Consider the following 13216-nt stretch of genomic DNA (forward strand, 5'->3'; position numbering starts at 1 on the left):
ATTAGGTGCATTATGCGACCGATCCTGACGGCTTCGATTCAGGTATTGCATCTATGAGGATTATACTAGGGTTACCCTGCAATTTAAGCTCCCTTAGGATTCTTAAAGTTTTTTCATGCTCCTCGTCCGTAAAATACAAAATCACTTTAAACGCCGTGCTTGCATCACTCGCTTTTTGATAGATCTCTGCCTGCTTTTCTAAGTTTCTCTTTAGATGAGTATTTTTTGCTAACTTGAATTCTACTAATGACTTGTCAAAGCTTCCGCGTGAAACCTTAAAATCTACGGGCCCGCGCCCATCGTTAACTTCTCTACTCACATCTGAAGGAGTAGCAAACCAAGTTAGTCGAAACAAAATATGCAAGTCACTTTCTCGGCGGATGGGTTCCCCGTGAGTAAAAAATAATCTATGGCCGCCTTTGTTCTCAATTACGTCCTTCAGGAAAAGTATTCGTGCGTGTGTTTCTTCAATTGTATCTGCACCAGTTCGATAGAAATCAGAGGAATTGATTAGTGTTGCTATAAACTCGGTTAATTGGCGTATGTAGAGGGTTTCCACGTCTTTTACTTTTTGTGAACTTACCGAAACAGCTTGATCCCCCAGGTCTTCCTTTAACCGAATAAAAAAATCTACTAATTCTGGATACTTCCGAAGTGCCCTTCCAATCGCCTCCGAAAAATCGGCTGCCCTAGGGTCTTTGGGAAGCATTCGATAAAAATAGTCATTAATTTGAGCCCTTAATGCGTCATTTGGGATAGCATCTACCACATTTTCGAAGTCACTTCTAAAATCTGATTTATTAATCCAGGTATCATCTTTGGTTAGCATGTCCTTTGGAGTAAGTATGACGAAGTCACCTTCATAAAAAGGTAAGAAATACCTCTTTGAACTCCAAGAGCGTGTGTCAAAATTAAAAACTGCTCGATTTATTGTTACTTCACGGCATTTACTTGGGTCAATGTATTGTTGGGCAAAATTCTCAGTGAAGCCGAGAAGATAATCCTTGATTAGGTTAGTGGTGAAATCACTAATATTATCTTTCCCAACCCCTTCTTTAACGAGACAAAGTTTTTCAAGGTGACTGTCTTTGGTGATCTGTTCACTCCCGAAGTTAGAGAATAATGTTTCGAGATTGGCTGAAAGTGCTTTGGCAAAATCGAGGCCAAGGCCTGAACCACTGTTGCCAACAAGGCTAAAACCGAGCCAATTTTGTTTTACTTCAGAAAACATAAACCAAGCCTTCAGGTGACCTATAGTAAGTTTTCCTGAAGTTGCCCTTTCTCTTAGAAAGCGAAGATAAGAAATGATATTGGCGTGAAGCTCCTGGTATTCGGGACGATCAGAATTAAACAGTAGGAATGGATCAACAAAAAGGGGCAGGTCATTTACCAGAGAAATATTAAAAGCACCGTAGGCATCTAGTATCTCGGGGTCCACCTCAAAGACATCTGTGAAGTATACGTTCATGAAGCCGTTCCTATGCACCTAACCGTGTAGTGTTTATCCCTCGTGCGTTTTCCGCATGCGGGATAAACGCCTGTTGGACTAAGCCGACCTTGGGGTGGCTGCCCACTCTCTATTAATAAGAATTTGTTTTTGGCGCCTTGCACCTGAGGGAGATTGGCGTGACAGCGTTCCGTTGCGCTAGGGCTGTTGGGAGCGGTTTTGACCGACCTCCCTGTGGTTCGAGCACGGCTTGCGGCTCCCTTTTGCTCCGATAATAACCTATTTTCAGAGGATTGGCCGCACTTTGACCTCAGCGCTTGAGCTGATCAAGTGTCTGGATGACGCCGACGCTCAGGCTAGGGCATCGTCATCCGCCTTCCATGCGTTGCCATTGCGGCGCTAGTTGCGCGACCACACGCATCGGTCGTTGACAGCAGGGACAGGCAAAACACCAACGGGCCACCTGCTTCTCTGTTTCTGATTCAACCACCGCTTGTAGGCCTGCCTCGGCGATCGCCTTAAGGATGCGGGGCAACTGCCTGGCCCGGCAGGCATTGGCCAGGAAGCCGTAATGGCGGATACGCATCAGGCCCTTGGGTAGTACATGCAGCAGAAAACGCTGGATCAACACATCGACAGACAACTGCATGACCTTCCAGCGCCGGTCCCGGTAGTCTTTGTAGCGCAAGCCAACCTGATCCTGCTCCAAGCCCAGGAGTCGGCGGTTGCTGACGGCAGTGCGGTGGGTGTATCGGGCCAGATAGTCGATGACATGCTCGGTGCGCAGACAGGGCTTGCTGTAGACCACCCAGTCTTGTCCCATCAACCGCTCCAGGATGAGATCGATCTCGCCCGGACGACTGATGCGTGTGAGCTCCCCGCCTTGGGCACAGGCCCGCAATCGGCTGACCATCAGACCGCGAAAGCGCCTTGAGAGCGCACGCACAGGAAACAGATAATCGCTCTTGCTCGGTTTCCACTCGCCTTGCGGGCTCAGCGCGCCGCCCGGCACCAGGCAGTGCAGGTGCACATGGCGTGTCAACGTCGAGCCCCAGGTGTGCAACACCGCGGTCATCCCCAACCCCCCGCCCAAGCGCTTGGGGTCTTCAGCGAAGGCCTGTAGCGTCTCCCAGGTTGTTTGAAACAGCAAGGTCGTGATCAGCTGAGGATACAGTTCGATCCAACCGTTGAGGGTCTCGGGCAGGGTAAACACCAAGTGATGATAGGTTACCGGCAATTGGGCACGCAACTGCTTGTCCGCCCACTGCCGCGAGGCTTGCCACTGACAGTGCGGGCAGTGACGGTCGCGACAGGCATAGTAGTGGTTTTGATGCGCCTGACAAGGGTCACAGGCTAAGCGTACCCCACCCATGGCTTCAGTCCGGCACTGCATCAGATGTGACAATACCTGACAGCGGCGCAGATCGAGACGGTGGTGTTGGCGGTAGGTGGGCAGGTGGCGCTTGAGCAGGGTTTGCAGGTCGATGGCCTCAGCCATCGCGCAGCCCCAGCGCTGCAATCAAATCGGCGCCACGGCGATCGCTCTGACGATCATTGAACACCCAATGTACATAGCGCAAGGTCGATTGGATGCTGCGGTGGCCCAGTTGATACTGCAACTGCTGCACTGCCATGCCGGCCTGCAGTTGATGGGTAGCATAGGCGTGTCTCAAGCTGTGGATGCCACCCACCTTGGTGATGCCCGCCTGGCGCTTAGCCCGTCGGAATACCTTCTGCGGCGTGCTGATCGACAACGCTTCATCGGGATGCTGTTCATTGGGAAACAGCCAGCGCACAGGCTTCTCAACGTGCCAATAGTCACGCAGGTGCTTGAGCAACGTCGGCGACAAGCCCACATAACGGTCCTTACCACCCTTGCCCTGATCGATGCGCAGCAACCCGCGTTCTCCATCGATATGCCGAAGCTCGAGTTTGACCAGTTCACTGACCCGCAGGCCGCAGCCATAACAGGTCAGCAATAGCATATGGTGCTTACGGTTGGAACAGGCATTGAGCATGCGTACGATCTCCGATCGCTGGAGTAACTCCGGGATACGTTGCCTGCGTTTGGGCACCTGAATCTTCACATCGAACGACGCTTGCTGGAGCACTTCGAGATAGAAGAAACGGATGGCATGGCGATAGAGCCGGCAACTGGCATCGCTTAAGTGCCGTTCCTTGACCAGATACAGAAAGTAAGCTTGCAACTCATCCTCACCGAGTTGATCCGGGGGACGCTGATAATAACGGGCCAGATCCTTCACCGCCATCAGATAGCTCTGGTGGGTACGCGGCGAAAATCCACGCACGGTCATGGCGTCTATCATCTGTTCGCGAAGTTGTGTCATCGGTTGACTCCTGTGTGGTAGACCAACAGTGGTCCTTTAGGAGTCTGGTTGATGATGACTCAGGGGTGGGTTGTGAAAGGCCCCGCGAAGCGGTTTAGTTCAACATGTGATTATGCGGACGGCACGAATATTGTGATATGTGGAATAAAGTTCTCATCTCTCTCCTTGTCTGGGAATCAAGAGAAAACTGGCAGATGTCGGTTTGATTTGGCGGAAAACAGCATCCTGCCAGAGAGGATTCCCTTAGTTATCCTTAGGTTATCAGAAGTCACCGTTAAAGCTAAATAGTCAGGAAGCCGGTTCCTGTTCAGCAGGCTGTAGATTGTTCAGGGTGGCAATGGACCTGGTGGAATCCTAGCTATTCTTCTTTGTGAAGCCGCCGCCAAGGCAGACTGAACAGCGATGTGGTCTCTAACGGTGGATTGATTGCGATCTCATAGGCCCGCATAAGGTTCTCCTCCGACAAGACTGCTTCGACTTCGCCGTCGGCGAGGGTGCTGCCTTCATAGAGCAGTTGCAGTCGCTGACAGTAATGGGCGGCAAGGTTGAGGTCGTGCAGGACGACGATGACGGCGTGTCCCGCCTCGCAGTGTTCACTGAGCAGGGTCATGACGTCGAGTTGATGGGCGGGATCGAGGGCGGAGACGGGTTCGTCCGCCAGCAGGATGTCGGGTTCAGTGACCAGGGCGCGGGCGAGCAGGACGCGGGTCTGTTCGCCGCCGGAGAGGGTGTTGAATGCGCGATGCCGCAGGGCGAGCAGGTCGGTCTGGCAGATGACCCGTTCGATCAGCTTTCTGTCCTCTTGCCCGGGGGCCTGCCAGGGTTCCAGGTGGGGGGTGCGACCAAGCGCGACGATCCGCTCCACGCTCATGGGCCAGGCGATCTCGCTCAGCTGGGGCAGGTAGGCAATACGCCGCGCCCGCTCGCTGCGTGGGACCGAGCTGATGGGTGTCCCGTTGAGTGAGAGGCTGCCAGTGTCCGACTCGATCACACCCGCAAGCAGGCGTAGCAGGGTGCTTTTGCCTGCGCCGTTGGGACCGATGAGGCCCAGCATCTCTCCCCGCTCGAGGACGATATCCACGTCCTGCAGGATCGGTTGGTCGTTCCGTGTCACAAAGAGCGACTCGCCGTAGAGCAGACTCATGACCCACGGCTCCTGTGGTGCAGGATCAGCCAGAGAAAGAAGGGGGCGCCGATGAGGGAGGTGACCACGCCGACCTTGATCTCGCCCTGTACCGGCAGCAGGCGGACCCCCATGTCGGCGAGCATCAGCAGCAGTGCCCCGCCCATGGCGCTGGGGATCAGCAGCCGGCTGGGCTGGTAGCCCACCAGGGGGCGCAGCAGGTGGGGCACCACCAGGCCGATGAAGCCGATGGCGCCGGTGACCGAGATGGCTGATCCCACCGCCAGGGCGACGGCGAGAAAGAGGCGTCTTCTCAGATTGGGCAGGTCGGCGCCCATGGAGCTGGCGGTCTCTTCGCCCAGGGTGAGGAGATCGAGGGGGCGGCCCTGTCGCCAGATCAGCAGCCAGCCCAGAATTGTACCGGGCAGCAGAATCCACAGCTCGTTGCGGCTGACATTGGCCAGGGAGCCGAGCATCCAGAGGGCGATCTCCTGCACCGCGTAGGGGCTGGGGGCCAGGTTGAGGAGCAGGGAGACCAGGGCCAGGGCGAAGGCGTTGACCGCCACCCCCGCCAGGATCAGGGTGAGGGTGCCCCCGTCGCGACCGGCCAGGAGATAGACCGTCAGGGTCGCCAGCAGGGCACCCGCCATGCCCCCTAATGGCAGCGCGAAGGCGAAGAGACCGGCGACGCCGAAGTAGAGGGTGATCACGGCACCCAGGGCCGCGCCGCTGGCGCTGCCGACCAGGCCGGGACTGGCCAGGGGATTGCGCAGCAGGGATTGCATCACCGCGCCGCAGAGGCCGAGGGAGGCCCCGGCCAGCAGGGCGACCAGGGTTCTCGGGATGCGCAACTCGGTGAGGATCAGGCTGTAGACGCCGGGCGTTTCGCCGAAGCTCTCCTGCAAGGCCTGCAACAGCGGCAGGGGTTGGCTGCCGATCGTTAGGGAGAGCAGGGCGGTGATGACGATAGCGCCGCCGAGTGAGAGCATCAGCCGGTGTTGTCTGATCGAGGTGATCACACGGAGAACCTGTTTGGTGGGTATGCGATAAGTGATACTGACGGTACCTGCTCGGTCCAGCTCGATAACAGATCTGCAGGGACTATCTTCGTCATCCCGGCGAAAGCCGGGATCCATATACTGCCGCTACCTCCTGGATCCCGGCTTTCGCCGGGATGACGGGATGGTGGAGGGTCGTGTATTGAAGATACGTCGGCTATTTGCATTTAATTGTTCTTCCTCTCTCTTGCCTCACGTAGCAGCGCCACCGCATCGGCCAGCATCGGCCCGGGGCAGATCCAGTACTTGTAGGGTATCTCCACCATGGGACGCTTTGCCAACAGGCGTTTCAGGGCGGGGTGGCGCAGCTGTCTCTCCGCCAGGGAATCCCCCGAGCCGCTATAGGCGGAGTTGAAGATGGTCTCGGGTTGCCAGTGCAGGACTTGTTCCAGCGGCACCGGGGTATAGCCTTCGACGCCCTGCTGTGCCGCCAGGTTGTGCCAGCCCGCGAGTCGCAGGGCTTCGTCCTGCAGGGTGTCGCTACCGCTTGTATAACCGCGGGGTTGTAGAAAGATCGTAGTGGTTGGGTGAGCGGCTTTGGCTGCGCCGGACTGCAATCGTTGCTGCATTTGTTGTATCAGCGATTCACCCCGCGACCTCTGGCCCAGCCGGGCGGCCAGTTGGCGAATGTCCTCAACGATATCCTCGAGGCGGTGACCGAGGGAGAGCTGATGCAGCGGGTAGCCCAGCTGCTCGAAGGTCGTGCGCAGGCGTGGATTGGTGTGGGGGGTGACCAGTATCAGATCGGGTTTGAGACGGATGATCTCCTCGGCCCTGGCATGGTTGAGGGGAAAGGCCGCAGCCGCATCCGCGACGAAGGAGCTGTCGGGATCACGGGAGAGGTAGCTGACCGACGCCACCTGTCGGGGGTCGGCCAGCATCAACAGCAACTGATCGCTGCAGAGGTTCACCGACACCACCCGTTGGGGCGGCTCGGCGGCGACAGCCATACCTGAGATGAGCATCAGCAGTGTGGCGATCGCTTTAATCTGCATAACCTATTCGATGCGGTAGTTCAGGGTCAGCCAAAGGTTTCGCTCCGGTGCCGGGAAGAAGGCGGCGCGTCGGGTGAAGCCGGTATCGAATCCGACAGCGCCGGCATTCGAGTACTGTTTATCGAGCAGGTTATCGATCCGCAGGCCGATGCGCCAGGGGCCGGTGGTGAATTGCGAGCCCAGGTTGACGACGCCGTAGCCGGGCAGCTCTTCGAAACGGTTGCCGAAGTCGCCGCCCAGTACCCGTTGGCTGCTGAAGAGGCCTTCGGCATAGAGATGCCATCTCTGTGACGGGGTCCAGTCAGCGGAGAGACGACCGGTACGGGCGGCCACCAGGGGGATGCGGTTGCCGTCAAAGGGACCGTCCGTGATACTGGGGTCGGTGTAGGTGAGGCTGCCGTTTAGCGTGATAGTGGGCCGGACCTGCCAGCTGCCCTCCAGCGTGGCGCCCTCGCGTCGTGTCTCGTCCAGGTTGATATTGCTGAACTCGGAGGCGTCGAAACTGATCTCGTTATCGAGATCGAGCCGGTAGATCACCAGTTTGGCGTTGAAGCCGGGCCTGCGCCACTCGGCGCCGGCCTCTTGGGAGATACCGGTCTGATTCTCAAGCCCCACCGGTTGACCGAAGACCGGGTTGGTGTGTTCGTCCACGGTGGCGAAGCGAAAATTCTCATCGACACGCACGAACAGGCGCAGAGAATCGTTCGCCTGCAGGCTGACGCCAAGGGCGCCGACGCTCTCGGAGTCGTCCAGCTGATCGACACCGGCGAAGCTCTCGATAGCATTGTCTACCGAGGCGTGACGAAAACCGGCGGTGACCGTGATGCGGTCGTTGGCGGGTAGGGTGACTTGGGCGTAGACGGCATCCACCGATTGATCGAGCAGGGTCGGACCAAAGCTGGTCTGAAGTGCATAGTCGGTGCGCTCCAGGTCGGCGCCGGCGGTCACCCGGGCCTCGCCATTGGCCATCGGGTAGACGCCGATAAAACGGGGATTGAAGCCTTTGACGGTTCTCTCCTGGGTGGCGAGCGAACCGGGGAAGGTGCGAAAGCCGGTTTGGAACTCACGGTCGTTGTCGCGGTGGGTCAGCTCGCCTTCGAAGGACCAGTAGCGGTCCAACTGCTGATGCAGGCCGAACCGGCTGACGTCTGTCTCGGTTTCGCTGAAGTCGCCGGCATAGGCGGCGGCGGACTGCCTGCGGTTTTGCGCAAGCTCATCCGCAAAGAGGGAGCCCGGCAGCTGCTGAAAATGATCGATCCGCTGCTGCTCGAAGAAGAGACCGCCGCGCGCGTATTCATAATCGAGGCGCAGGTTGAAATCGTTGCGATCCGTCTCGTTGTTGTCGCGGTAGTTATCGCTGATACGGCGCTTGGCGGAGAAGCGATAGGCCAGCCCGTTGTCGAGCCGGTTGCTGATGTCGGCATAGCCTTCGCGGCCTTTGTAGCTGCCGGCAGCAATTGCGATGTCGGCGGAGAATGCCTCAGGCTCACGGGTGATGATGTTGACCATGCCGCCCACCGCCTGGTTGCCGTAGAGGGTGCCGGCGCTGCCCTGGACGATCTCGATCCGCGTCACCCGGCGCAGGTCGATGGCGTTGAGATCCGGCGCGGCGATGTCGCTGGGGTTGTTGAGGCGCCGTCCGTCCACCAGGATCAGGGTGTTGGAGCCCGCCGTGGGGCCGAACCCCCGCATGTCGATGGTGGCCTGGCTGCCGTCGCCGTAGAGGCTGTTGATCTGGATGCTGCTACGGGACTGCAGCAGTTGTTGCAGGTTCTGCGCGCCGCTCTGTTCGATCTCATCCCGCTCGATCACCGTAATGCCGGCCGGGGTTTCGATGCTTGTCTGTTCCGTGCGCGAGGCGCTGATGACGATGGTGGGCAGATGCGATGCCGCCAGTAGCGGCAGGTTTGCCGCTAACAATATACCGGCCGTTGACCACCGGCCTTTGTTGGAAAGTTTCACAGTAAGACTCCCGATGACGCACACCCGCGCCGATGGTTGGGTTGAGTGTGTGCAGAGGGAGGAGAGACGGATCAGCGTTGAATGTGCTGGGCGCGTCCCCATGCCGCCCACCGCAACACAGCGAATCGCCCAGGCCGGTATCCGGACTTACAGACTGTTCTCACCCGATACCGCGCCTTCCCATGGTTCGAATCCACAGTGGCCTGTTGCGGCATCTCGTCTGTTTACCGTTGCGGGGGCAGTGCAGGCGTCTCACCTGCTTCCCGTTTACCCCGGCTCGCGCCGGGCACCTGAGGCAGGCGACAAAACTACAGCGATGATACGGTGGGGTCAAGTAGCAGTATCCTTGGGATAGGATGTCTGAAGCATGCTTGAGACAGGGATCTCCCAGGATAACCCGGGATCGGGGCTCCGGCGAAAAGCGGCCATAATATCTTACGATCCCTTCACCCGACACATACATTTGCATAACCCGTCAATCCCTGACCGTACCCTCACAAACCGAGCCATGAGCTATGTAGGATTTCCTTGTGCATTGACCCTAATATGGAACTCCATAAGGCCGAGGAGGACGACGATTAAGCCTTGATAGCAAGCACCCGATGGTTGATTCGTGGATCGTACCGACACCTCTGGGTTTTGAGGTGCGAATGAAATGGCTGGCACAGCAGCATCAGCCTCTGAGTGTCACGATGCCGGGAAGTAAGGTGGGGAATCGTTCTTCTGGTAGAAAAAGTATTAACCATTCACAGGCTCAAATCCCGAGTCACCTGTTTCGCTATGGTCGCCCAATGACCGAAACTGAACTCCAACACCTCGCCACGCAACCTGCCTCTGCGCCGTTTCGGATAAACCTATTCAGCGATCGAGGCATGCTTGACAGCATCCTTACGATCGCGTAATTGTTTAGCTTCCGTTACCAACAACCCTATTCGAAGTATAGATTGTGGTATTGAAAACAGCGGCGAGGAGGGGGGTAATGATTATTTTGGATCCGCCTTTGGACGCTTCTTTATAATTACCATACATCATACAATGCCTAATATATACAATATCCTAACGCTACTGATTTCGTTTGTAATACTGACGGGGTGCAATGATTCCGAGCGCGAGCAAAATGCTTCTGCCGCAACGATATCGGGCCGATTGATCACCAACGTTGTTTCAGATGAGTCATCCACCACCTGCCCCAGTGCTGCGGTAAAGATTTTGGTTTTGCGTGAGGGCGAAACTGTTTCACAAGCCAGCATTACACAGGAATGTGATTTTGAAGTTGATATTCCGGCAGAGACTCCAGTCTCTCTCAGATTCGTAGATGCTTCAGGAAGCGATCTTGGCGTACTTATCTATGGTAATCCTCGTGTCAGTCAGGGGGGAAGGCTGGAGGAGTTCATCGACCAATTCCAACTGCCATTGGGCGCAAATGAAGAAATCGGCAACATCCTTTTGCTGCCGAACCATGCTATAGCGCTTCTCCAACGAAACCCATTGCTTTATCAAGACAGTGATGGTGATGGTGTGGCGGATGCAATGGATGCTGATTTCAAAGTATTTGAATTGATCTCTAATCGAGATGTTGATAACGACGGCATCGAGAATGAGAGTGATAACTGCCCTTATGAATCAAATCTAAGCCAGGAAGATACTAACCAGGATGGCAAGGGTGACGCTTGCTCCATTACGCCAGATATGCCGCTATACGGCCAATTGACTTTGAGCCTGGTCAAAAAATTGGCCACACAGGAAGAAGTCCAGGCAATCATTGATGACCCCACACTTCTGGATTCAACCCTTTTAGGGGTATCTGAAGATGATCCCAATACCATTGTATTTGGACCCATACCACAAGGGGGCAATTGGGTTATCACACAGAATCAGAAGATTATGATTGACCCTGATGGTTATTTTACCCTAGACCCAATAACAGATCCCGGCTCCGGGCTTGCGGTTGTCGTGAGAGAACCAACGGCTGATAAGCCATTGTTTACCTTTCCGCTGCATAAATTGAGCACGGATCCTTTGAACCCAACGGTGATCGACATCAAGGGCGCCTTCCCAAGACCATGTGGCATGGATGGCGATGTTTGTCATAATCCAGATACTGGTGAAAAAAGAGATGCATTACACCAAGCCAAACTTGTAAATACCGATTTGCCCCCGATAATGCCGAATGAAGAGCAAGGTGATGAGGGCGTCTCTGGAAATTGCAAAGAGGATTACAATACGTATCCCTGTTGCTTGGACTACGACGGCCCCCTGGCGGGCCCCGATGCTGAACCACAAACCGATTCAGTGACGGAGGTCCAAGTCTACCTAGGCTCCACCTGCCATGAATCCGTCCTGCACAACTGCTGCACAAATGAGAGGGGAGACTTCGCCTATCGTGCTGTAGAGATCTTAAGGTTATTCTCTGATGAAATCGATGAGTTGTATGAGCCAATCGGGTGTCATGACAATCATAAAAAAAGGAACTGCCAATGGATTGACTATGACACCGACCAGCGAGGCCTTTATTTATCCGCCACGTCTCCAAGCATTATTCAACGTTCCGCGCGATACCAAGAGAATACCCGCCCACAAACAGGTTCACTATATATCGAAAATATCGTTGTAGCCTGCGGAGAAGAGAAAACACTTTACCTATACAACAACACATGCAGAAATGAAACGGTCCTCCACTTTGAACGTAATATCGGCGGCACTGCAAAACTCAACGCCGACGGTGTTGAAAATGAGAGGGAAATTCCCGCAAACGAGCGCGCCAATCCGTTGGTTGTACGACATTACAAAGATGGTGTAGACAGTTTTATCTTTCAACGATCCATAACCTACACAGCGCCATCGGAGGCAGGCTCGGCCGATGCCATTTCAGTACAGGCTGGAGGCATTCATCGACGTGTCAATATCGAAGTGGTTTGTGAAAACACCGTTATAGAGGATTCCCCGCCAGAAGAGGAAGAGGAAGTCACGGAACCGCCACCGGCAACTTCCCCTGAAATTGGTGTCCCTGAACAGACGGCGTTCCTATTCGATCACTACATCGGTGAGTCGCCCTGTCCCCAGGAGATTGGTCAGCTCAATATCGGCAATAGCGGGGATGGCACTTTGACCTGGAGGATTGAGAATACTATCCCATGGCTGGATGTGGTGCCAACAAGTGGCATTGCTCCATCCACCGTATCACTTCGATTCAATTGTAATGTGAGTGGCCCTGGCAATCTCAGTGGGAGCTTTACTATAGTATCGGATAACGCAATAAACAGTCCGGTATCAATTCCTGTGGGCGGGACGGTTCACCAATGAAAAGAGGTAGATGAGTCAGATGTCGCGCCTTCCCATGGTTCGAATCCACAGTGGCCTGTTGCGGCATCTCGTCTGTTTACCGTTGCGGGGGCAGTGCAGGCGTCTCACCTGCTTCCCGTTTACCCCGGCTCGCGCCGGGCACCTGAGGCAGGCGACAAACTACAGCGATGATAGGGTGGGGTCAAGTAGCTATATCTTTGGGATAGGATGTCTGAAGCATGCTTGAGACAGGGATCTCCCAGGATAACCCGGGATCGGGCACACCGGTTTTTCGTGCCAGTACGGCGATACTCAGATTGATGGGCACCAGGTGTATTCCCGATGTTGTGTGGTCGCGGGATAGGGAGAGAATTCTTCCCGGTGTGCCTTCCTCGCACTCCAATATCTCGAAGCCTGTTTTCTCATTCAACAGGGTTTTGAACGTTTCCTGGGAAAAGCGCCAGAAGTCCCAGGGCAATTCGTGCGGCGGCCTCACCGGGTGAGTGGATATATAGAGTAATCCCCCGGTTTTGAGGACCTTGTTGATCTCGATGACCGCCTGCCATGGCATTGCCAGATGTTCGAACACCGATACCGAAAACACGGCGTCGTAGTGCTCGCCGGGAAGAAGCGATGAGAGTGTATGGACGTCTCCAGTCACATCGACGTTTTCGCCCGGATGAATATCCATTCCCGTATATTCGACAGTTGGACTGAATACTTCTCGCCAAACCACGCCGGTCACGTTTCTGGATCCGATCTCAAGAAGCGTCGCCTGCTCCATATCGTTGACCGATTCAATGAAGTGGTTGAAAACCTTGTAGAAGGAATCTCTATTGATTTTTTTCTTAAAGGGAATCAGCAGCCAGCTTAAGCCCGTGAGCAGTGTGGTTGTCATCAGGTAGATGACAAAGCTTGCAATACCGTTTTCGCGAATATACCGAGGGGTCTTTTTAATCTGATTTAGCAGTTTCACGCTGACGCCAATCCCTGAAATAGGC

At 55.3% G+C, this 13216-nt stretch carries 9 protein-coding genes and 2 riboswitches; of the genes, 1 reads left to right on the forward strand and 8 read right to left on the reverse strand.

Translation table 11 applies throughout. The annotated features are described in order from the left end of the window. Positions 1 to 10: 10 nt before the first annotated feature. The 7 genes from AB8516_RS13825 to AB8516_RS13855 form a co-directional block, all read right to left on the reverse strand. Entirely contained in the window at positions 11 to 1468 is a 1458-nt protein-coding gene (locus AB8516_RS13825; RefSeq protein ID WP_369161501.1) for a hypothetical protein, read from the reverse strand. A gap of 346 nt (positions 1469 to 1814) precedes the next feature. Continuing rightward, positions 1815 to 2945, reverse strand: coding sequence for an IS91 family transposase (locus AB8516_RS13830; RefSeq protein ID WP_369156879.1), 1131 nt, complete (start codon positions 2943 to 2945; stop codon positions 1815 to 1817). Next, positions 2938 to 3795: a tyrosine-type recombinase/integrase gene (locus AB8516_RS13835; protein WP_369156877.1), complete on the reverse strand. Its 858-nt coding sequence runs from the start codon at positions 3793 to 3795 to the stop codon at positions 2938 to 2940. Before AB8516_RS13835 ends, AB8516_RS13830 begins: the two co-directional genes overlap by 8 nt. Before the next feature lie 358 nt (positions 3796 to 4153). Then, on the reverse strand, positions 4154 to 4909 hold the full coding sequence (locus tag AB8516_RS13840) for an ABC transporter ATP-binding protein (RefSeq protein ID WP_369161503.1): 756 nt from the start codon (positions 4907 to 4909) through the stop codon (positions 4154 to 4156). A 26-nt stretch (positions 4910 to 4935) separates the two neighbouring features. Next, on the reverse strand, positions 4936 to 6054 hold the full coding sequence (locus AB8516_RS13845; RefSeq protein WP_369161505.1) for a FecCD family ABC transporter permease: 1119 nt from the start codon (positions 6052 to 6054) through the stop codon (positions 4936 to 4938). Between the two features lie 89 nt (positions 6055 to 6143). Continuing rightward, positions 6144 to 6971 (reverse strand): ABC transporter substrate-binding protein, encoded by an 828-nt coding sequence (locus tag AB8516_RS13850; protein ID WP_369161507.1) that lies wholly within the window; start codon positions 6969 to 6971, stop codon positions 6144 to 6146. Positions 6972 to 6974: 3 nt separating this feature from the next. Beyond that, positions 6975 to 8933, reverse strand: coding sequence for a TonB-dependent receptor family protein (locus tag AB8516_RS13855; protein WP_369161509.1), 1959 nt, complete (start codon positions 8931 to 8933; stop codon positions 6975 to 6977). Between the two features lie 114 nt (positions 8934 to 9047). Further along, positions 9048 to 9242, reverse strand: a riboswitch (cobalamin riboswitch). 837 nt (positions 9243 to 10079) lie between these two features. On the opposite strand from AB8516_RS13855, the gene AB8516_RS13860 reads away from it, so the two are divergent. Continuing rightward, positions 10080 to 12236 (forward strand): thrombospondin type 3 repeat-containing protein, encoded by a 2157-nt coding sequence (locus AB8516_RS13860; RefSeq protein ID WP_369161511.1) that lies wholly within the window; start codon positions 10080 to 10082, stop codon positions 12234 to 12236. After that, positions 12198 to 12397, reverse strand: a riboswitch (cobalamin riboswitch). Its footprint overlaps the gene before it by 39 nt. Positions 12398 to 12417: 20 nt before the next feature. On the opposite strand, the gene AB8516_RS13865 is transcribed toward AB8516_RS13860, so the two are convergent. Beyond that, positions 12418 to 13191, reverse strand: a complete 774-nt coding sequence (locus AB8516_RS13865) for a class I SAM-dependent methyltransferase (protein ID WP_369161513.1) — start codon at positions 13189 to 13191, stop codon at positions 12418 to 12420. Positions 13192 to 13216: the final 25 nt, after the last annotated feature.

The organism is Candidatus Thiodiazotropha sp. LNASS1 (assembly GCF_964212655.1).
Taxonomy (GTDB): Bacteria; Pseudomonadota; Gammaproteobacteria; order Chromatiales; family Chromatiaceae; genus Thiodiazotropha.

Bases quoted from the DNA above. Each gene is read 5' to 3' on its own strand.
- AB8516_RS13825 (WP_369161501.1), bottom strand. From the start codon at position 1,468: ATGAACGTATACTTCACAGATGTCTTTGAGGTGGACCCCGAGATACTA.
- AB8516_RS13830 (WP_369156879.1), bottom strand. From the start codon at position 2,945: ATGGCTGAGGCCATCGACCTGCAAACCCTGCTCAAGCGCCACCTGCCC.
- AB8516_RS13835 (WP_369156877.1), bottom strand. From the start codon at position 3,795: ATGACACAACTTCGCGAACAGATGATAGACGCCATGACCGTGCGTGGA.
- AB8516_RS13845 (WP_369161505.1), bottom strand. From the start codon at position 6,054: ATGGATCCCGGCTTTCGCCGGGATGACGAAGATAGTCCCTGCAGATCT.
- AB8516_RS13850 (WP_369161507.1), bottom strand. From the start codon at position 6,971: ATGCAGATTAAAGCGATCGCCACACTGCTGATGCTCATCTCAGGTATG.